The 19387-nt window shown below is 59.1% G+C and carries 19 protein-coding genes; 16 read left to right on the forward strand and 3 right to left on the reverse strand.

Going from position 1 to position 19387, the window contains the following annotated elements; genetic code table 11:
• Positions 1-201 precede the first annotated feature (201 nt).
• On the reverse strand, positions 202-555 hold the full coding sequence (uraH, locus tag QF010_RS32910; RefSeq protein ID WP_008146146.1) for a hydroxyisourate hydrolase: 354 nt from the start codon (positions 553-555) through the stop codon (positions 202-204).
• A 432-nt stretch (positions 556-987) separates the two neighbouring features.
• Here uraH and puuE point away from each other — a divergent pair, with 432 nt between their 5' ends.
• From puuE to QF010_RS32950, 8 genes are all read left to right on the forward strand, one after another.
• Positions 988-1914: an allantoinase PuuE gene (puuE, locus tag QF010_RS32915; protein ID WP_059404690.1), complete on the forward strand. Its 927-nt coding sequence runs from the start codon at positions 988-990 to the stop codon at positions 1912-1914.
• Positions 1911-2426: a 2-oxo-4-hydroxy-4-carboxy-5-ureidoimidazoline decarboxylase gene (gene uraD, locus QF010_RS32920; RefSeq protein WP_033057157.1), complete on the forward strand. Its 516-nt coding sequence runs from the start codon at positions 1911-1913 to the stop codon at positions 2424-2426. The genes puuE and uraD overlap by 4 nt, the downstream gene beginning before the upstream one ends.
• 88 nt (positions 2427-2514) lie before the next feature.
• On the forward strand, positions 2515-3510 hold the full coding sequence (gene alc, locus QF010_RS32925) for an allantoicase (RefSeq protein ID WP_033057158.1): 996 nt from the start codon (positions 2515-2517) through the stop codon (positions 3508-3510).
• Positions 3511-3633: 123 nt separating this feature from the next.
• Complete coding sequence (locus tag QF010_RS32930; protein ID WP_008005655.1) at positions 3634-4137, forward strand: ureidoglycolate lyase; 504 nt, start codon at positions 3634-3636, stop codon at positions 4135-4137.
• A gap of 50 nt (positions 4138-4187) precedes the next feature.
• Positions 4188-5489, forward strand: a complete 1302-nt coding sequence (locus QF010_RS32935; protein ID WP_429534761.1) for a urate hydroxylase PuuD — start codon at positions 4188-4190, stop codon at positions 5487-5489.
• A gap of 167 nt (positions 5490-5656) precedes the next feature.
• Positions 5657-7015: a nucleobase:cation symporter-2 family protein gene (locus QF010_RS32940; RefSeq protein ID WP_429534762.1), complete on the forward strand. Its 1359-nt coding sequence runs from the start codon at positions 5657-5659 to the stop codon at positions 7013-7015.
• Between the two features lie 161 nt (positions 7016-7176).
• On the forward strand, positions 7177-7962 hold the full coding sequence (locus QF010_RS32945; RefSeq protein WP_429534763.1) for an outer membrane protein OmpK: 786 nt from the start codon (positions 7177-7179) through the stop codon (positions 7960-7962).
• A gap of 376 nt (positions 7963-8338) precedes the next feature.
• Complete coding sequence (locus tag QF010_RS32950) at positions 8339-9124, forward strand: outer membrane protein OmpK (protein ID WP_033057162.1); 786 nt, start codon at positions 8339-8341, stop codon at positions 9122-9124.
• Positions 9125-9254: 130 nt separating this feature from the next.
• On the opposite strand, the gene QF010_RS32955 is transcribed toward QF010_RS32950, so the two are convergent.
• On the reverse strand, positions 9255-10427 hold the full coding sequence (locus tag QF010_RS32955; protein WP_429534764.1) for a patatin-like phospholipase family protein: 1173 nt from the start codon (positions 10425-10427) through the stop codon (positions 9255-9257).
• A 34-nt stretch (positions 10428-10461) separates the two neighbouring features.
• Complete coding sequence (locus QF010_RS32960) at positions 10462-11394, reverse strand: lipid A biosynthesis lauroyl acyltransferase (protein ID WP_033057164.1); 933 nt, start codon at positions 11392-11394, stop codon at positions 10462-10464.
• 118 nt (positions 11395-11512) lie between these two features.
• Between QF010_RS32960 and minC the strand changes: the two genes are divergently transcribed.
• The 8 genes from minC (at position 11513) to QF010_RS33000 (ending at position 19232) form a co-directional block, all read left to right on the forward strand.
• Positions 11513-12250 (forward strand): septum site-determining protein MinC, encoded by a 738-nt coding sequence (minC, locus tag QF010_RS32965; RefSeq protein ID WP_033057392.1) that lies wholly within the window; start codon positions 11513-11515, stop codon positions 12248-12250.
• A gap of 201 nt (positions 12251-12451) precedes the next feature.
• A complete protein-coding gene (gene minD / locus QF010_RS32970; protein WP_033057165.1) occupies positions 12452-13264 on the forward strand; it encodes a septum site-determining protein MinD in 813 nt (270 codons plus the stop codon).
• A complete protein-coding gene (gene minE / locus QF010_RS32975) occupies positions 13264-13518 on the forward strand; it encodes a cell division topological specificity factor MinE (RefSeq protein WP_007898843.1) in 255 nt (84 codons plus the stop codon). The genes minD and minE overlap by 1 nt, the downstream gene beginning before the upstream one ends.
• A 91-nt stretch (positions 13519-13609) precedes the next feature.
• Entirely contained in the window at positions 13610-14245 is a 636-nt protein-coding gene (locus QF010_RS32980) for an RluA family pseudouridine synthase (RefSeq protein ID WP_033057166.1), read from the forward strand.
• A gap of 147 nt (positions 14246-14392) precedes the next feature.
• A complete protein-coding gene (locus QF010_RS32985; RefSeq protein WP_429534765.1) occupies positions 14393-15235 on the forward strand; it encodes a protein kinase family protein in 843 nt (280 codons plus the stop codon).
• 106 nt (positions 15236-15341) lie between these two features.
• Positions 15342-16631 (forward strand): M18 family aminopeptidase, encoded by a 1290-nt coding sequence (locus tag QF010_RS32990; protein ID WP_033057168.1) that lies wholly within the window; start codon positions 15342-15344, stop codon positions 16629-16631.
• Positions 16632-16823: 192 nt separating this feature from the next.
• Positions 16824-17000 carry a hypothetical protein gene (locus tag QF010_RS32995; RefSeq protein ID WP_185753141.1) on the forward strand — a complete coding sequence of 59 codons (177 nt, stop codon included), beginning with the start codon at positions 16824-16826 and terminating at the stop codon, positions 16998-17000.
• 78 nt (positions 17001-17078) lie between these two features.
• Positions 17079-19232, forward strand: coding sequence for a mechanosensitive ion channel family protein (locus QF010_RS33000; RefSeq protein WP_033057169.1), 2154 nt, complete (start codon positions 17079-17081; stop codon positions 19230-19232).
• Positions 19233-19387 lie beyond the last annotated feature (155 nt).

The raw sequence follows: 19387 nt of genomic DNA on the forward strand, positions 1-19387 counted from the left end.
AAGTCTCCCACGGTCTGTACTGGTCAGAGTCAGAATCGAGTCTGTAGTCCCACCCACCCCTTCAAGTCTAAACATACAAGCGAGCCTGCTCGCGAAGGCGTCGACACATGCACCACATTCCTCAGAGCAAAAAAAAGCCCGCAGTGTGAGCGGGCGAAAGACCAAAGAAGCTATATGCGCAGGATTTTTGGGGGGAAAGTCCTAGCTTCCTCTGTAGGTCGAATAGCTGTACGGCGAAATCAGCAACGGCACGTGGTAGTGATCCTGTTCCGCAGAGATGCCAAAACGCAGCACCACCACATCCAGGAACGCCGGTTCCGGCAGCTGAACGCCACGGGCGCGGTAGTAATCGCCCGCATGAAACTGAACCTGATAGACCCCGGAACGGTAGTCATCACCTTGCAGCAGCGGTGCATCGACCCGGCCGTCGCTGTTGGTTATCGCAGTGGCGACCAATTCCAGCTGCGAACCTTCAACGCGGTACAACTCGACCTTGATCGAGCTGCCCGGGCAACCATGTGCAGCGTCTAAAACGTGAGTAGTCAAACGTCCCATTGATTCTGCGCGCCTGCCTGCGTGGAGCAGTCAGACCTCGCGCCTCCCGAAGTCAGTTGTAAAGGAGACCGCACCGATTCGGAGCACGAAACGCTGCGGCGAGCGACTGATTAAGACACTTTTCAAAAAAATTGTACACAATAAAAACGAGATTTTTAGCGTTATGCCCGTCATTCAGGGATTCCCGGCGAATCTGCCACCGAGCCATAGGATCAAAGGACCTTCTATCCATTAGCTGACCGATCAGGCAGGTTTCTTGCAATAACATGTGTAGATGACCGCCAGTGAAAAATGCAAAAAAACAGGCTTACAAAGTGGATGTAAAGTTGTATACAATCAGCCCATCGCTGTGACGCCAGCCTGTCATCACACTGCAGGCCGCCTCACAAACCTGACCTTGAACAAGTCGAACGAATAAGAAGGAAGACTGCAGTGAGCGCTGACTACCCACGCGACCTGATCGGTTACGGCAGTAACCCTCCTCACCCACACTGGCCGGGCAATGCCCGCATCGCCTTGTCCTTCGTGCTCAATTACGAAGAAGGCGGCGAGCGCAATATCCTGCACGGCGATAAAGAATCTGAAGCCTTCCTTTCGGAAATGGTCTCGGCGCAGCCGCTGCAAGGCGCGCGCAACATGAGTATGGAATCCCTTTACGAGTATGGCAGCCGTGCCGGCGTCTGGCGGATTCTGAAACTGTTCAAGGAATTCGACATTCCGCTGACCATCTTCGCCGTGGCCATGGCCGCCCAGCGCCACCCGGACGTGATCCGCGCGATGGTCGATGCCGGCCATGAGATCTGCAGCCACGGCTATCGCTGGATCGACTACCAGTACATGGACGAAGCGCAGGAACGCGAGCACATGCTCGAAGCGATCCGCGTCCTCACCGAAATCACCGGCGAGCGCCCACTGGGCTGGTACACCGGCCGCACCGGCCCGAACACCCGTCGTCTGGTGATGGAAGAAGGCGGTTTCCTCTACGACTGCGACACCTACGACGACGACCTGCCCTACTGGGAACCGAACAACCCGACCGGCAAGCCGCACCTGGTGATTCCATACACGCTGGACACCAACGACATGCGCTTTACCCAGGTCCAGGGTTTCAACAAGGGCGACGACTTCTTTGAATACCTCAAGGATGCGTTCGACGTGCTTTACGCTGAAGGCGCCGAAGCACCGAAGATGCTGTCGATCGGCCTGCACTGCCGCCTGATCGGCCGTCCGGCGCGCCTGGCCTCGCTCAAACGATTTATCGAATACGCTAAAAGTCATGAACAGGTGTGGTTCAGCCGTCGCGTCGACATCGCTCGCCACTGGCACGAAACCCACCCGTACCAAGGGGCCGCGAAATGAGCCACTTCCAAACCCTGAAGCCCTCGACCCTGAGCCGCGACGCGTTTGTCGCTGCCTTCGCCGACATCTACGAACATTCGCCATGGGTGGCCGAAAAGGCCTTCGACCTGGGCCAGGACGCGTCGATCGACCAGATCGAAACCCTGCACCAACGCATGAGCGACATCCTGTTGAGCGCCGATCATGCCAGTCAACTGGCCCTGATCAACGCTCACCCGGACCTGGCCGGCAAAGCCGCCGTCCAGGGCCAGCTTACCGAAGCCAGCACCAATGAACAGGCTGGCGCCGGTATTCACCAATGCACGGCCGAAGAGTTTTCTCGCTTCACCGAGCTGAACGACGCCTACAAAGCCAAGTTCAAGTTTCCCTTCATCATGGCGGTAAAAGGCAGCAACCGGCATCAGATCCTCGCGGCGTTCGAAACGCGCATTCACAACCCGCAAGACACCGAGTTCAAGTGCGCGCTGGCGGAGATCAACAAGATCGCCCTGTTCCGATTACTGACCCTATAGCGAGCCTTGCCCGAGTGTTCTCAAACGCACACAGCACCCAGGGCACTGCAAGCATCCCAAGCCAACTTATTAAAGGCAGACAAGAAGAATGAAAGCTTACGCCGTACCTTTCGAGAAGTTCGTCAACCTGGCCGACGCCCGCCTGGGCACCAAAATCATCTCGGTCACCGATGACTGGTTCGCTGATGCCAACCGCCTGTTCCAGCCGACCCCGGCTGTGTGGAAGGAGGGCGTGTTCGATGACAACGGCAAGTGGATGGACGGCTGGGAGTCGCGCCGCAAGCGCTTCGAAGGCTACGACAGCGCCGTGATCCGCCTGGGCGTACCGGGTTCTATCAAAGGCGTGGACATCGACACTTCATTCTTCACCGGCAACTTCCCGCCGTCGGCCTCCCTGGAAGCGTGCTTCCTGGCCTCGGGCGAGCCGGACGACAACACCCAGTGGACTGAAGTGCTGTCCGCCGTCGAGCTGCAAGGCAACAGCCACCACTACCACGAAATCAACAACGACCAGGCCTTCAGCCACCTGCGCTTCAACATCTACCCGGATGGTGGCGTGGCCCGCCTGCGTGTTTACGGTATTCCGTTCCGCGACTGGTCCGCTGTCGGCGACAACGAGCAAGTTGACCTGGCAGCAGCCCTGAACGGTGGCCGCGCCCTCGCCTGCTCTGACGAACACTTCGGTCGCATGAGCAACATCCTCAACCCTGGCCGTGGCATCAACATGGGCGACGGCTGGGAAACCGCACGTCGTCGCACGCCGGGCAATGACTGGGTCATCGTCGCGCTGGGTCATGCCGGCGAAATCGAGAAAGTCATCGTCGACACCCTGCACTTCAAGGGCAACTACCCGGACACCTGCTCTATCCAGGGCGCGTTCGTGAAGGGCGGCACCGACAGCCAGATCGAAACCCAATCGCTGTTCTGGCGTGAACTGCTGCCGGCGCAGAAACTGGAAATGCACGCCGAACACACCTTCGCCGAGCAGATCAAGGCGCTGGGCCCGATCACCCACATCCGCCTGAACGTGTTCCCGGATGGTGGTGTGAGCCGCCTGCGCGTTTTGGGCAAGGTCGCTAAATAAGGGTGAACCCAATCGCGGGCAAGCCCGCTCCCACAGTGGGCTGTGGTGTACACAAAACCTGTGGGAGCTGGCTTGCCAGCGATGGCAATAGAACCAACAACATAGATTTCGGAAAAGAACAGCATGCGCACACTGACGATTGAACCGCTGACCAAAGAAGCCTTCGCCCCTTTCGGTGACGTGATCGAAACCGACGGCAGCGATCACTTCATGATCAACAACGGTTCGACCATGCGCTTCCATAAACTGGCGACGGTGGAAACCGCCACGCCAGAGGACAACGCGATCATCAGCATCTTCCGCGCCGACGCGCAGGACATGCCGCTGACCGTCTGCATGCTGGAGCGTCACCCGCTGGGCAGCCAGGCTTTCATTCCGCTGCTCGGCAACCCCTTTCTGATCGTGGTCGCGCCACTTGGCGATGAACCTGTATCAGGCTTGGTCCGCGCCTTCGTCACCAACGGCAGGCAGGGCATTAATTACCATCGCGGCGTTTGGCACCATCCGGTGCTGACGATCGAAAAGCGGGATGACTTCCTGGTGGTTGATCGCAGTGGCACAGGCAATAACTGCGATGAGCATTTTTTCAAAGAGGATGAGCGTTTGATCCTCGCCCCCCACCAATAAGAGAAGGTCTGATCACTCGACAACAGAGTGACAGGCGAGAGGTAAAGACTGTGGAAGCACATCTGTTGGAATGGCTGAACCTGAGCGTGCGCTGGGTTCACATGATTACTGGCGTGGCCTGGATCGGTGCGTCGTTCTATTTCGTCTGGCTGGAAAACAACCTCAATCGGGTCAACCCGAAAAGCGGTCTGGCGGGCGATTTGTGGGCGATCCATGGCGGCGGTATCTACCACCTGGAAAAATACAAACTGGCTCCACCGACCATGCCGGACAACCTGCACTGGTTCAAATGGGAAGCCTACTTCACCTGGATGTCGGGGATCGCGCTGCTGTGCGTGGTGTTCTACTCCAACCCGACGCTGTACCTGTTGGCTCCGGGCAGCAGCCTGACCGGTCCTGAAGGGGTCGCGCTGGGCATTGCCTCGTTGTTCGTCGGTTGGTTCGTCTACTCCTTCCTGTGCGACTCGGCCCTGGGCAAACGCCCTGCCCTGCTAGGCGGAATCCTGTTCGTGCTGATCATCGGCGCGGCCTACGGCTTCAGCAAAGTGTTCAGCGGTCGTGGTGCGTATCTGCACGTCGGCGCGATCATCGGCACCATCATGGTCGGCAACGTGTTCCGCATCATCATGCCGGCGCAGCGCGCACTGGTTGCCGCGATTGCCGAGAACCGCACGCCGGATCCGGCGCTGCCGGCCAAAGGCTTGCTGCGTTCGCGTCACAACAACTACTTCACCTTGCCGGTGCTGTTCATCATGATCAGCAACCACTTCCCGAGCACCTACGGCAGCCAATACAACTGGCTGATCCTGGCCGGGATCGCGGTGCTGGCGGTGTTGGTGCGTCACTACTTCAACACCCGTCATGACAGCCACAAATTTGCCTGGACCCTGCCCGTTGCGGCCGTGGGCATGATCTGCCTGGCTTACGTGACTGGCCCGGCGCAGATGCCCAGCGCTCCTGAAGTGGCCAAGGCACCTGGCACCATCGAGTACCAGCCGTTGCCGGAAACTGCCCTCGGTGGTGGTGTGAAACCTGAAGCGGCGAAACCTGCTGCACCTGCCGCTGCACCGGCTCAGGCGTCCAACGCCGGCCCCGGTTTCGACAAGGTTCACAGCGTGATCCAGGAACGTTGCGCGGTTTGCCATTCGGCCAAACCAACCAGCCCGCTGTTCAGTGCGGCACCGGCTGGCGTGATGTTCGATACCCCCGAGCAGATCCGTCAGAACGCGGCGCGTATCCAGGCTCAAGCCGTCACCAGCCAGATCATGCCACTGGGCAACATCACCCAGATGACCCAGCAGGAACGTGACTTGATCGGCGCGTGGATTGTGCAGGGAGCTCCAACCAACTAACCGTTGAAAAGCTTCGCGGGCAAGCCTCGCTCCTACAGGTTTTGCGTCGTTCGCAAATGACGCAAATCACCCCCAAACCTGTAGGAGCGAGGCTTGCCCGCGAATGGCCGCACTGCGGTCCCCCTGATGCACAAAATCACAAGAATAAAAAAGATCCGAGGTGTTGCATGTCCGAGCTATCCCAAGCGCGCATCCCCGACGCACCCGCCATTCAGCGTTTGCCCCTTTTGCAACTGATCCTGGTTGGCCTGCAACACGTTCTGCTGATGTACGGCGGAGCCATCGCAGTGCCGCTGATCATCGGACAGGCCGCTGGCCTGAGTCGTGAAGAAATCGCCTTCCTGATCAACGCCGACCTGCTGGTGGCCGGGATCGCTACCATCGTGCAGTCGCTGGGCATCGGCCCCATGGGCATCCGCATGCCGGTGATGATGGGCGCCAGTTTCGCCGCTGTCGGCAGCATGGTCGCCATGGCCGGCATGCCGGGCATCGGTCTGCAGGGGATCTTCGGCGCAACCATCGCCGCCGGATTCTTCGGCATGATCATCGCGCCATTCATGTCCAAAGTCGTACGCTTCTTCCCGCCTTTGGTGACCGGCACGGTCATCACCTCGATCGGTTTGTCGCTGTTCCCCGTGGCCGTGAATTGGGCCGGCGGCGGTGCAGGTGCCGCACAATTCGGCTCACCGATTTACCTGGCCATCGCCGCACTGGTGCTGGCCACCATTCTGCTGGTCCACCGCTTCATGCGCGGTTTCTGGGTCAACATTTCCGTGCTGATAGGCATGTGCCTGGGTTACGTACTCTGCGGCCTGATCGGCATGGTCGACCTGAGCGGCATGGCCCAGGCGCCGTGGCTGCAATTCGTCACCCCGCTGCATTTCGGCATGCCGAAATTCGAACTCGCACCGATTCTGTCCATGTGCCTGGTGGTGGTGATCATCTTCGTCGAGTCCACCGGAATGTTCCTGGCACTGGGCAAAATCACCGGCCAGGACGTCTGCCCACGCATGCTCCGGCGCGGCTTGTTGTGTGATGCCGGCGCCTCGTTCTTCGCCGGTTTCTTCAACACCTTCACCCACTCCTCTTTCGCGCAGAACATCGGCCTGGTGCAGATGACCGGCGTGCGTTGCCGCTCGGTGACCATCGTCGCCGGCGGTTTGCTGGTGGTGTTGAGTTTGTTGCCGAAAGCGGCGTTTCTGGTGGCCTCGATTCCACCTGCCGTACTGGGCGGCGCGGCGATTGCGATGTTCGGCATGGTCGCCGCCACCGGCATCAAGATTCTTCAGGAAGCCGACATCGGTGACCGTCGCAATCAATTGCTGGTGGCGGTGAGCATCGGCATGGGGCTGATCCCGGTGGTCCGTCCGGAATTCTTCGCCCACCTTCCGCTGTGGATGAGCCCGATCACCCACAGCGGAATCGCCATGGCCACGCTCAGTGCGCTGTCGCTGAACCTGCTGTTCAACATCCTCGGCGGCGCCGAACGCGCGGCCATCAACGACTGCCAAGCCCACCCGCACTAACCCAATAACGCCACAGAACCCTGTGGGAGCGAGCTTGCTCGCGATGACGGTATGACATTCAACACTTGTGTTGACTGATTCAACGCTATCGCGAGCAGGCTCGCTCCTACAGGGGCCGGGGTTTCCTGCGCCTTGAAAATAAAAACAAGAGGGAGCAACAGATGATTCGGACACAGACAAACATGCTGTTAGGCGCTGGTCTATTGGTCGCCAGCCAGGCCATGGCCGGCGATTTGCTGCTGTGGCAGACCAACAGCCTGAGCTATCTGTACGGCAAGGATTTCGTGGTCAACCCGCACATCCAGCAGACGATAACCTTTGAGCACGCCGACCGCTGGAAGTACGGCGACAACTTCCTGTTCGTCGACAGCACTTACTACAACGGCGAGAAAGACCGGAACAAAGGCGTTCACGCTTATTACGGCGAGTTCAGCCCGCGCCTGTCTTTCGGTAAAATCCTCGACCGCCGTTTCGAATTCGGCCCGATCAAGGACGTGTTGCTGGCCATGACCTACGAGAATGGCGAAGACGACACCGAGGCCTATCTGATCGGCCCCGGTTTCGACCTCGCGGTACCGGGCTTCAATTTTTTCACCTTGAACTTCTACTATCGCCAGACCGAAGGCTCGCGTCCCGGCGACGATGTCTGGCAGATCACGCCGGCCTGGTCCTACACCCTGCCATTGGGCAACTCGAACCTGTTGATCGACGGCTACATCGACTGGGTCGTGGATAACGACCAGAACTCACAGGGCACCTACCACGCCAACCTGCACTTCAACCCACAGATCAAATATGACCTGGGCAAGGCCTTGGGCTGGAGGGAGAAGCAGGTGTACGTCGGCGTCGAATACAGCTACTGGAAAGACAAATACGGCATCGAAAACACCGACAACTTCGACACCAATGAGAACACCACCAGCCTGCTGGTGAAGGTGCACTTCTAAAATGGCCCGCAACCGCGCTCCAAACCTGTCGTCGGTGCGCTGTTGCGGGGCACTTGAGACCTGGCCAAGGAGTCAGTATTCTCCGCGGCCGCCCGAATCTGGTCTAAAAAAAAGCCCGGATTTAATTCCTGACCAGAAAGCCAACTTATCCCGGCGCTGGACAGTACCAAGGCACTCCAAAAACACTCTCAATCGACTGCTCTTGAGCCGCCGAGCGGGAGTTTTTTGGCTTTTCAAAAGCCTTGGCTCAGCTCTTGCTAACAGCACTGAAACTGACCGATTGGATGATTTTTTACAGCTACAGAAAAAGGCGCCACACCAGAGCGCCGACCTTAAAAAAATAACGTGGAACCACCTACTTTTTGGGAGCAACCGAATGAAACGTACGTGCACTAGCCTGATGCTGGCGGGATCTTTGCTGGCCGGGGGCCAGGCCATGGCCGGCGACTTGCTGCAATGGCAGAACAACAGCCTGACCTACCTGTATGGCAAGGACTTCCAGGTCAACCCACGCATTCAGCAGACGGTGACCTTTGAACACGCCGATGGCTGGAAATACGGCGACAACTTCTTCTTCATCGACAAGATCTTCTACAACGGCAAGGAAGACGCTTTCGCGGGTAAGAACACTCACTACGGTGAATTCAGCCCACGCTTGTCGTTCAATAAGATCTTCGATCAGAAATTTGCGTTTGGCCCGGTCAAAGACGTACTGCTGGCCATGACTTACGAGTTCGGTGAAGACGATACCGAGTCCTACCTGATCGGTCCTGGTTTCGACCTGGCGATCCCGGGCTTCGACTACTTCCAGCTGAACTTCTACAACCGTCATACCGAAGGCGACCGCCCAGGTGACAATATCTGGCAGGTCACTCCGGTCTGGTCCTACACCATCCCGGTGGGCGATTCGAACATCCTGATCGACGGTTTCATGGACTGGGTGGTCGACAACGACGTCAACAAAAAAGGCGAATACCACGCCAACCTGCACTTCAACCCACAGGTCAAATACGACTTGGGCAAGGCGCTGAACCTTGGTGAAAAGCAGTTGTACGTCGGTGTCGAGTATGACTACTGGAAAAACAAGTACGGTATTGAAGACAGTCAGGGCTTCAAAACCGATCAGAGCGTAACCAGCTTCCTGGTCAAGGTTCACTTCTGATCCGGCGGCGTCTGTAAGGACGCCATCGCGGGCAAGCCACGCTCCCACAGGTTTTGTGTCGTTCGTCGATTATGTGGACGATACAAAACCTGTGGGAGCGGGCTTGCCCGCGATGGCCACACCGCCGATCTCAAGCTGTAACGGCAGGCTCCGCCAACCCGAGAAACCGGCACAGCTCCCCGCGCTTGGCCAACGCATCCCGCCGCCCCAAATCAATCAATTCGCTGCAATACCCCGCCTCGAACAGCAGATAACTCAGCACCCCCGCCCCGCTCGTCTTGGTCGCCCCCGGTCCGCGCAGAAACAGGCGCAGCGCTGCCGGCAATTCCTGCCGATGCCGCGCCGCAATCTCATCGATCGGCTGACTCGGCGAAATCACCAACACTTCCACCGGCGCTACACCCAGTGCGCGCGTTGGCGTGCCAGCGGGCATCAGATGACTGAACTGATTGAGCCGCTGCAGCAACTCGATGTCGCTTTCCAGGCTGTCAATGAACGTGCTGTTGAGCATGTGCCCACCGATCTGTGCCAGGCTCGGCTGCTGGCCGGTATAGGCGCGTTGCAGCGGTTGTTCCGGGTCGACGCCGCGGGGGTTGCCGCTGACGCCCACCACCAGCACTCGGCTCGCGCCCAGGTGCAGCGCCGGACTGATCGGTGCCGACTGACGTACTGCGCCGTCGCCGAAATACTCTTCACCGATTTTCACTGGCGCAAACAACAGCGGAATGGCGGAACTGGCCAGCAAGTGATCGACAGTCAATTGCGTGGGGACGCCGATTCGCCGATGGCGCAACCAGGCATTGATGGTGCCGCCGCCCTGATAAAAGGTCACCGCCTGACCGGACTCGTAGCCGAACGCGGTCACCGCAACCGCTTGTAACTGCTTCTGTGCAATGGCCTCGGCAATCCCGCTCATTTGCAGTTTGTCGTCGAGCAATCGGCGCAGCGGCGAACTGTTGAGCAAGGCCACCGGCACCTGAGCGCCAATCCCGAGCAAACTGTGGCTGACAAATCGGCTGGCCTGGTGGATCACGCCCGGCCAGTCGCTGCGCAGCACCAGATGACTGCGAAAGCCCTGCCAGAAGGCTGTCAGACGTTGAATCGCGCTCCGAAAATCCATCGCCCCACTGGCGAGGCTGACCGCGTTGATTGCGCCGGCCGAGGTGCCGACGATCACCGGAAACGGATTATTCGCGCCGACCGGCAACAGCTCGGCAATCGCCGCCAGCACACCAACCTGATAAGCCGCCCGAGCCCCGCCGCCGGAAAGAATCAACCCTGTAACCGGTTCAGCAGGACTCATCGCAACACTCCATGGTGCTTATAAGGACGGTGGTTCAACCGCGTTTTGCGTACAGCTTCGGCTCGCCCGGGGGACGGCTCTTGAAGCGGCGATGAGCCCAAAGGTATTGCTCCGGACATTCGCGCAAGACGCCTTCGATCCATTGGTTGACCCGCAGGCAGTCGGCCTCTTCGGTTTCGCCGGGGAAACCCTCGAGCGGTGCATGAATCACCAGTCGATAACCGCTGCCGTCCGCCAGACGTTCCTGAGTGAACGGCACCACCAGCGCCTTGCCCAACCGAGCAAACTTGCTGGTGGCGGTGACGGTGGCGGCCTGAATCCCGAACAGTGGCACGAAGATACTTTGCTTGGCGCCATAGTCCTGATCCGGTGCGTACCAGATTGCCCGGCCAGCGCGCAGTAATTTGAGCATGCCGCGCACGTCGTCGCGCTCCACCGCCAGCGAATCGACGTTGTGCCGCTCGCGCCCCAGGCGCTGGACATAGTCGAACAACGGATTTTTGTGTTCGCGGTACATGCCGTCAATGGTGTGCTGCTGGCCGAGCAACGCCGCGCCGATTTCCAGCGTGGTGAAATGAACGGCCATCAAGATCACGCCTTTGCCGTCGCGCTGGGCTTTTTTCAGATGCTCCAGCCCTTCGACATGGGCCAGCTTCGCCAGACGCTCGCGCGACCACCACCAGCTCATCGCCATCTCGAAAAACGCGATGCCCGTGGAGGCGAAGTTTTCCTTGAGCAGGCGCTTGCGCTCGGCAGCGGTTTTTTCAGGGAAACACAGTTCGAGATTGCGCTTGGCAATGCGCCGTCTGTCGCCCGCTACTCGATACATCAATGCACCCAGGGCGCGACCGATCGACAGCAACGCCGGATACGGCAGCTGCACAATCAGCCACAACAGCCCCAAGCCACACCACAGCGGCCAGAAACGGGGAGATAGAAATGCTGTTCGAAAACGCGGGCGATCCATTAAAGGTTCCGGAAAGACAATGGCCGCGCATTCTACATCGTTAGACCCGGCTTGCGGCTCGCGGGCGTTCTCGTTATAAGTCTCGGCACTTTTAGTGACAAGTCGTTGTATGCCGACCATGAGCCAAACCGAACCGCTAGACCAAGATCCCGTGTTCCAGCTGAAGGGCAGCATGCTCGCCATTACGGTGCTGGAACTGGCCCGTAACGACCTCGAGAACCTCGATCGTCAACTGGCCGCCAAGGTTGCCCAGGCGCCGAACTTCTTTAGTAACGCGCCACTGGTGCTGGCCCTGGACAAACTCCCGGCCAGCGAAGGCGCGGTCGATCTGCCGGGCCTGATGCGCGTTTGCCGCCAGCATGGCCTGCGTACCCTGGCGATCCGGGCCAGCCGCATCGAAGACATCGCCGCGGCCATCGCGGTCGACCTGCCAGTGCTGCCACCGTCCGGCGCCCGTGAGCGTCCGCTGGACCCGCTCGAAGGCCAGGTCAAGAAAATACCGGAAAAACCGCCGGAGCCGACTATCAAGCCAACGAAGATCATCACCTCGCCCGTGCGCGGTGGGCAGCAGATTTATGCCCAGGGCTGCGATCTGGTGGTGATCTCGTCGGTCAGCCCGGGGGCGGAACTTCTCGCCGACGGGAACATCCATGTATACGGCCCGATGCGTGGTCGAGTGTTGGCCGGCGTCAAAGGCGACACGAAAGCCAGGATTTTCTGTCAGCAAATGAGCGCTGAACTGGTTTCCATCGCGGGCCACTACAAGGTTTCGGAGGATCTGCGTCGCGACCCTTTGTGGGGCGCGGGCGTACAGGTCAGCCTGTCGGGCGATGTGTTGAACATCATTCGGCTTTAACGGATACTGCCGCATTTTCCAAGCATCTCTAAAACGTAGCGAAAACGGCTCAAACGAAGTAGGAAAAAGGCTATAGGCAGTGTTTACCCGAGGTAAGCGCCGTTCTGGACCGAATTCCAGCCAAGGCTGTCCGACTGCAGTAGTTTTTCTAGAGATGTTTTTCAGGGGCTAAATGTCCTTTTTCCTTAGGGGTGAAACACCTTGGCCAAGATTCTCGTGGTTACATCCGGCAAGGGTGGTGTGGGTAAGACCACCACCAGTGCTGCTATCGGTACCGGCCTCGCACTGCGCGGTCACAAAACAGTTATCGTCGACTTCGACGTCGGTTTGCGTAACCTCGACCTGATCATGGGTTGCGAGCGCCGCGTGGTGTATGACTTCGTCAACGTGGTAAACGGCGAAGCCAACCTGCAACAAGCCCTGATCAAAGACAAACGCCTGGAAAACCTCTACGTACTGGCCGCCAGTCAGACCCGCGACAAAGACGCGCTGACCGTCGAAGGCGTGGAAAAAGTGTTGATGGCGTTGAAAGAAGACTTCGAATACGTGGTCTGCGACTCTCCGGCCGGCATCGAAAAAGGTGCCCACCTGGCCATGTACTTCGCAGACGAAGCGATTATCGTGACCAACCCGGAAGTGTCCTCGGTTCGTGACTCGGACCGCATGCTGGGCCTGCTGGCCAGCAAATCGCGCCGCGCTGAAAAGGGCGAAGAGCCGATCAAGGAACACCTGCTGCTGACCCGCTACAACCCGCAACGCGTCAGTGACGGCGAGATGCTCGGCGTCGAAGACGTCAAAGAGATTCTGGCGGTCGCCCTGCTGGGTGTCATTCCGGAATCCCAAGCGGTACTCAAAGCTTCCAACTCGGGCGTGCCAGTCATTCTCGACGACCAGAGCGATGCCGGTCAGGCATACAGCGATGCGGTCGATCGTCTGCTGGGCAAAACCGTGGAGCATCGTTTTCTCGATGTAACGAAGAAGGGATTCTTCGAGCGCCTGTTTGGAGGTAGATAATGAATCTTTTTGACTTCTTTCGTGCCAGCAAAAAGGTCAGCACCGCGTCGGTAGCGAAAGAGCGTCTACAGATCATCGTGGCGCACGAACGCGGCCAACGCAGTACACCGGACTACCTGCCAGCCTTGCAGAAGGAATTGGTCGAGGTCATCCGCAAGTACGTCAATATCGGGTCCGATGACGTGCACGTCGCTCTGGAAAACCAGGGCAGCTGCTCGATTCTGGAACTCAATATCACCCTGCCTGACCGCTGAGTCGATCCGGCTGGAGCCACGGCGGCTCAGGCCCCTTCTATTAAAGGAAGGGGCCTGAGTCGCCGTTGGCGTTTGTTACGAGGCTGTTTTAATGCCGCTGTCCAACATCAGCATCATCCATCAGGACGCCGCCGTACTGGTGGTGAACAAACCGACCCTGCTGCTCTCCGTCCCTGGCCGGGCCGATGACAACAAGGACTGCCTGATTACCCGTCTGCAGGAAAACGGTTACCCGGAAGCCCGAATCGTCCATCGTTTGGACTGGGAAACCTCCGGCATTATTCTGTTGGCCCGTGATGCGGATACGCATCGCGAACTGTCTCGGCAATTTCACGACCGCGAAACCGAAAAGGCCTACACCGCCCTGTGCTGGGGACAACCGGAACTGGACAGTGGCAGCATCGATCTGCCCTTGCGCTACGACCCGCCGACCAAGCCACGCCATGTGGTGGACCATGAATTCGGCAAACATGCCCTGACCTTCTGGCGCGTACTGGAGCGTTGCGGCGATTGGTGTCGTGTCGAATTGACGCCGATCACCGGTCGCTCCCATCAGTTGCGCGTGCACATGCTTTCCATCGGCCACCCACTGCTGGGTGACGGGCTGTATGCCCACGAGCAAGCACTGGCCGCCTGGCCACGGTTATGTCTGCACGCGAGCATGCTGAGCTTCACTCACCCGCAAAGCGGCGAACGCATGCGCTTCGAGTGCCCTGCTCCTTTTTAAGCAGCCGCCTAACCAAAAAACGCCCTTCCATTGAAGGGCGTTCTTGTTTCTTGTTACAAATCGACGTGAAAATGGCGTGAAAATATTGTCATGAATTTGTAATGAAACGTAAAATGCCAGCACTTTGATATCAGGCAGGAAGCCCTCGTGCTCAGCAACAAGACATTCCAAGACGACTACCCGCTCACCTTCTGCCTGTTCAACACCACGCTGCACCTTAGCGAGCAGCCTTCTACCGAAGCACAACAAGCCCTAGAACAGCTCATACACAAACGACGTGCCCACAAGCTGACCCGTGCGAGTGCGCCGCTGACCTCCGGCGATGCGCCGCTGTTTGCCAAGGTCCAGCCGCTGGATACCTTGAAGGCAAAAGTGCGCGTGACCTTTGGCAAACCGCAGTGCAATGGCCGGTTCGACTGGCCGCTGGAAGAGTTGATCAATACGCTCGAAGCACAACGCCGTGGCGTGCAAATGCCGCCGCTGCAAGGGTTCGGTTACACCAAGGACCGACTGGGGCTGACCCAGGAGTATTTCATTATCACGCGCCTGCTCGACGATCATATCGACGGCGTGCAATGGCTTAAACGCAACCCGGACAACGTCGAAACATTCATTCTCGACGCCTTCGAATTGCTGACTTCCCTGTCCCGGAAGAACATTACGCACATGGATTTCTGGGCCGGCAACATCATGATCCCGCAAACACCACAGACTCCGCTCAAAGCCATCGACTTTGAAAACTGCTTTGCCGGGCAGACAAATCATCAAAGCGAAACCCTCGGCTTTCAACTGGGCTTCTTCTATCGCCGGGACATCTACAAGCTCATCACCGAAGCCGCCTATGACCGACTGGTGGACGACTACATTCGACAGATCCCGGGGATCTCGAAGGAAAAATTCAACGAGGTGTACCTCGCGAGCAAACATGAATATGTGGGCCGCAAGCAACGTCGCGAAGTGTTCCTCAATGGCACGCTGATCACCGGTTGACTCATCCTCTTCGCCAATCGGCAGCTGGCGTACGTCGAACGGCATTGTCTCTGCAATGCCGTGAGCCAATACGTTAAACTGGCGCCATTGCTGTCTGGAGCTACTTATGCGCGAAGAGTTGAACCAAGGCCTGATCGATTTCCTCAAGGCCTCCCCTACCCCATTCCATGCCACCGCCAGCCTTGTCCAGCGCCTGGAAGCGGCGGGCTATCAACGCCTTGACGAGCGCGAGCCATGGACCACCGAAGCCAACGGTCGTTACTACGTCACCCGTAACGACTCGTCGATCGTCGCGTTCAAGATGGGCCGTCATTCGCCCCTGCACGGCGGCATTCGCTTGGTCGGCGCGCACACCGACAGCCCGTGCCTGCGGGTCAAACCCCAGCCGGAACTGCAACGTCAGGGCTTCTGGCAACTGGGCGTCGAAGTCTATGGCGGCGCACTGCTGGCGCCATGGTTCGACCGCGACCTGTCCCTGGCCGGCCGCGTAACCTTCCGCCGTGACGGCAAGGTCGAGAGCCAGCTGGTCGACTTCAAGGCGCCGATCGCCATCATCCCGAACCTGGCCATTCACCTGAACCGTGAAGCCAACATGGGCTGGGCAATCAACGCCCAGACCGAACTGCCGCCGATCCTTGCGCAATTTGCCGGTGACGAGCGCGTGGACTTCCGCGCCGTGCTCACCGACCAACTCGCTCGCGAACATGGCTTGAACGCCGACGTGGTGCTCGACTATGAGCTGAGCTTCTACGACACCCAAAGCGCTGCGGTCATCGGCCTGCACGGCGACTTCATTGCCGGGGCGCGCCTGGACAACCTGCTGTCGTGCTATGCCGGCCTGCAAGCCTTACTGACCACCGAAACCGACGAAACCTGCGTGCTGGTCTGCAACGATCACGAAGAAGTCGGTTCCTGCTCGGCCTGCGGCGCCGATGGCCCGATGCTGGAGCAGACGCTGCGTCGCCTGCTGCCTGAAGGCGATGAGTTCGTGCGCACCATTCAGAAATCCCTGCTGGTCTCGGCTGACAACGCCCACGGCGTGCATCCCAACTACGCCGACAAGCACGACGCCAACCACGGCCCGAAACTCAACGCCGGCCCGGTGATCAAGGTCAACAGCAACCAGCGCTACGCCACCAACAGCGAAACCGCCGGGTTCTTCCGCCACCTGTGCATGGCCGAAGAAGTGCCGGTACAGAGCTTCGTGGTGCGCAGCGACATGGGTTGCGGCTCGACCATCGGCCCGATCACCGCCAGCCACCTGGGCGTACGCACCGTGGACATCGGCCTGCCGACCTTCGCCATGCATTCGATCCGTGAACTGTGCGGCAGCCATGATCTGGCGCACCTGGTCAAAGTGCTGAGCGCGTTTTACGCCTGCCACGAGCTGCCGTAACAAACCCTGTGGCGGGGAAGCTTGCTCCCGCTCGGTTGCGCAGCAGCCGCAACATTTTTAAGGGCTGCTGCGCAGCCCAGCGGGAGCAAGCTCCCTCGCCACAGTGGTCTCGCTGTTCTCTGATACAGCTCACCACCGATCGCTCAAAAGCCACCTAGACTTTAACCACCCCTTCCGACAAGGCAGTCGCTCATGATCTCGTTGTCTTCGTTTCACGCCATGCTGATCCCGATTCTTTCCGGGATGATCATGCTGGCAATCGGCTTCAATTTTCGCGACAAAAACGTCGGTGTGTTCGCCATGTGGATCGGCATGTTGATGATCCTCGCCACCGTGATTTTCAAGATCCTCGCCAAACTCAACGAATAAATCCTCACCCCTGGCTCGCATTGATTTTGACGGGCTCGTACACTCGGTCGATCCGCTCATCCCGAGGTTGACCGCCTAGTGTTCGCTCGTCTTTTTGCCCTGCCGTGTTTTTTCCTTGTCTGCCTCATGACGCTGCTGCCGATGGCACCCGCCCAGGCGGTCGGCTTGCCCAGCCTGCTCAACAGCTCGGCAAAACAGCCAGAGGCGCAAGAGCCCTTGGGGCAATCCCTGGACGAAGTCATCAAGTCGCTGGAGAACGATCAGCAACGCAGCAAATTGCTGGCGGATTTGAAGAAGCTGCGCGATGCCACCAAAAAGGCCCAGCCAGCCACCGAAGTAGGCGTCCTGGGTCTGATCGGTGGCACCCTGGCCAGTTTCGAAAAACAGTTTTCAGGCGCGGACAGCCCTCTCACTCGCTGGTCCGAAGAGTTCAAACTGGCTGAGGATGAACTGTCAGCGCTGGTGCTCCCGACCAATGAATGGCTACCGATCATCTTTGCCTTTGCCATGATCCTGATGGTCTGGAGTTTGCTGGCCGCCGCGCTGATCTGGGTCGGCCACCGGGTGCGGATGCGCTTCGGCCTGACCGAAGAACTGCCGCAGCACCCCAAGGCCCTGGACATGTTGCGCTTCGCCCTGCGCAAACTCGGGCCGTGGCTGATTGCCTTGGTGATGACGGTCTACATGAGCTACGCCCTGCCCTCGTCACTGGGCAAAAGCCTGGCCATGGTGCTGGCTTATGCGCTGGTGGTTGGCACCTGTTTTTCGGCGATCTGCGTGATCGCCTTTTCGCTGCTCGACGGCCCACACCGCCACCGCGCCCTGTACATCCTGCGGCATCAAGCCTTTCGGCCGCTGTGGCTGATCGGCAGTTTCGCCGCCTTCGGTGAAGCCCTGAGCGATCCGCGACTGGTCGAAAGCCTTGGCAGTCATCTGGCGCACACTGCCTCGACGGTCGCCAACGTACTGGCGGCATTGTCCACGGGGCTGTTCATCCTGCGGTTCCGTCGTCCCATCGCCCACCTGATCCGCAACCAACCGCTGTCCCGGCGCCTGACCCGCCGCGCCCTCAGCGACACGATCGAGATTCTCGGGACCTTCTGGTACATGCCGGCGCTGGTGCTGGTGGGGATTTCGCTGTTTGCCACGTTCGTCTCGGCCGGCGATACCAGCACTGCGCTGCGTCAGTCGCTGATCTGCACGGTGCTGCTGGTGTTGTGCATGGTCATCAACGGCCTGGTGCGCCGCCATTCACTCAAACCACAGCGCAGCGTGAAGCGTCATGCGCTGTATTCGGAGCGCCTGAAAAGCTTCTTCTACACACTCGCTCATTTGCTGGTGTGGCTGGCGTTCATCGAACTCGGCCTGCGGGTCTGGGGCATGTCGCTGATCCGCTTCACCGAAGGCGAAGGCCATGAAGTCAGCGTCAAACTGTTCAGCCTCGGCGGCACGCTGATTTTTGCCTGGCTGATCTGGATTCTCAGCGACACCGCCGTGCACCACGCCCTCACCCGTTCGCGCAAAGGCCTGGCAAATGCACGCGCGCAGACGATGATGCCGCTGATCCGCAACGTGTTGTTCGTGGCGATTTTCATCATTGCGTTGATCGTCGCCCTGGCAAACATGGGCATGAACGTCACGCCACTGCTGGCCGGTGCCGGCGTGATTGGTCTGGCCATCGGTTTCGGTGCGCAGTCGCTGGTGGCGGACCTGATCACCGGGCTGTTCATCATCATCGAAGACTCGTTGGCCATCGACGACTACGTCGACGTCGGCGGCCACCTGGGCACCGTCGAAGGGCTGACCATTCGTACCGTACGCCTGCGGGACATTGACGGCATCGTCCACACCATTCCATTCAGCGAAATCAAAAGCATCAAGAACTACTCCCGGGAATTCGGCTACGCGATTTTCCGGGTGGCGATCCCTTCCAACATGGACATCGATAACGCGATCAAACTGATGCGCGACGTCGGCCAGAAGATGCGCACCGACCCACTGCAACGGCGCAACATCTGGTCGCCACTGGAGATTCAGGGTGTCGAGAGTTTCGAGTCGGGCAACGCGATTCTTCGCGCCCGGTTCAAGACCGCGCCGATCAAGCAATGGGAAGTGTCCCGAGCGTTCAACCTGTCACTCAAGCGGCACCTGGACGAAGCCGGGCTAGACCTGGCGACACCACGCATGAGCGTGCAAGTGATCACGGCCGGTGGCGGGTCGGTGACGGAATAACCCTGTAGCAGCTGTCGAGCCTGCGAGGCTGCGTTCGGCTGCGCAGCAGTCGTGAAATCAGACGCCGCGGTGTTTCAGGCGCACCGTGCTTGCAGGTTTTACGACTGCTTCGCAGCCGAACGCAGCCTCGCAGGCTCGACAGCTGCTACAAACGG

The organism is Pseudomonas silensiensis (assembly GCF_050434865.1).
GTDB classification, from domain to species: Bacteria; Pseudomonadota; Gammaproteobacteria; order Pseudomonadales; family Pseudomonadaceae; genus Aquipseudomonas; species Aquipseudomonas fluorescens_W.

Bases quoted from the DNA above. Each gene is read 5' to 3' on its own strand.
- QF010_RS32960 (WP_033057164.1), bottom strand. From the start codon at position 11,394: ATGGATCGCCCGCGTTTTCGAACAGCATTTCTATCTCCCCGTTTCTGG.
- alc (WP_033057158.1), top strand. From the start codon at position 2,515: ATGAAAGCTTACGCCGTACCTTTCGAGAAGTTCGTCAACCTGGCCGAC.
- QF010_RS32990 (WP_033057168.1), top strand. From the start codon at position 15,342: ATGCGCGAAGAGTTGAACCAAGGCCTGATCGATTTCCTCAAGGCCTCC.
- QF010_RS32930 (WP_008005655.1), top strand. From the start codon at position 3,634: ATGCGCACACTGACGATTGAACCGCTGACCAAAGAAGCCTTCGCCCCT.
- QF010_RS32950 (WP_033057162.1), top strand. From the start codon at position 8,339: ATGAAACGTACGTGCACTAGCCTGATGCTGGCGGGATCTTTGCTGGCC.
- QF010_RS32945 (WP_429534763.1), top strand. From the start codon at position 7,177: ATGATTCGGACACAGACAAACATGCTGTTAGGCGCTGGTCTATTGGTC.
- QF010_RS32995 (WP_185753141.1), top strand. From the start codon at position 16,824: ATGATCTCGTTGTCTTCGTTTCACGCCATGCTGATCCCGATTCTTTCC.
- minE (WP_007898843.1), top strand. From the start codon at position 13,264: ATGAATCTTTTTGACTTCTTTCGTGCCAGCAAAAAGGTCAGCACCGCG.
- QF010_RS32980 (WP_033057166.1), top strand. From the start codon at position 13,610: ATGCCGCTGTCCAACATCAGCATCATCCATCAGGACGCCGCCGTACTG.
- QF010_RS32940 (WP_429534762.1), top strand. From the start codon at position 5,657: ATGTCCGAGCTATCCCAAGCGCGCATCCCCGACGCACCCGCCATTCAG.
- uraH (WP_008146146.1), bottom strand. From the start codon at position 555: ATGGGACGTTTGACTACTCACGTTTTAGACGCTGCACATGGTTGCCCG.
- uraD (WP_033057157.1), top strand. From the start codon at position 1,911: ATGAGCCACTTCCAAACCCTGAAGCCCTCGACCCTGAGCCGCGACGCG.
- minC (WP_033057392.1), top strand. From the start codon at position 11,513: ATGAGCCAAACCGAACCGCTAGACCAAGATCCCGTGTTCCAGCTGAAG.
- QF010_RS32955 (WP_429534764.1), bottom strand. From the start codon at position 10,427: ATGAGTCCTGCTGAACCGGTTACAGGGTTGATTCTTTCCGGCGGCGGG.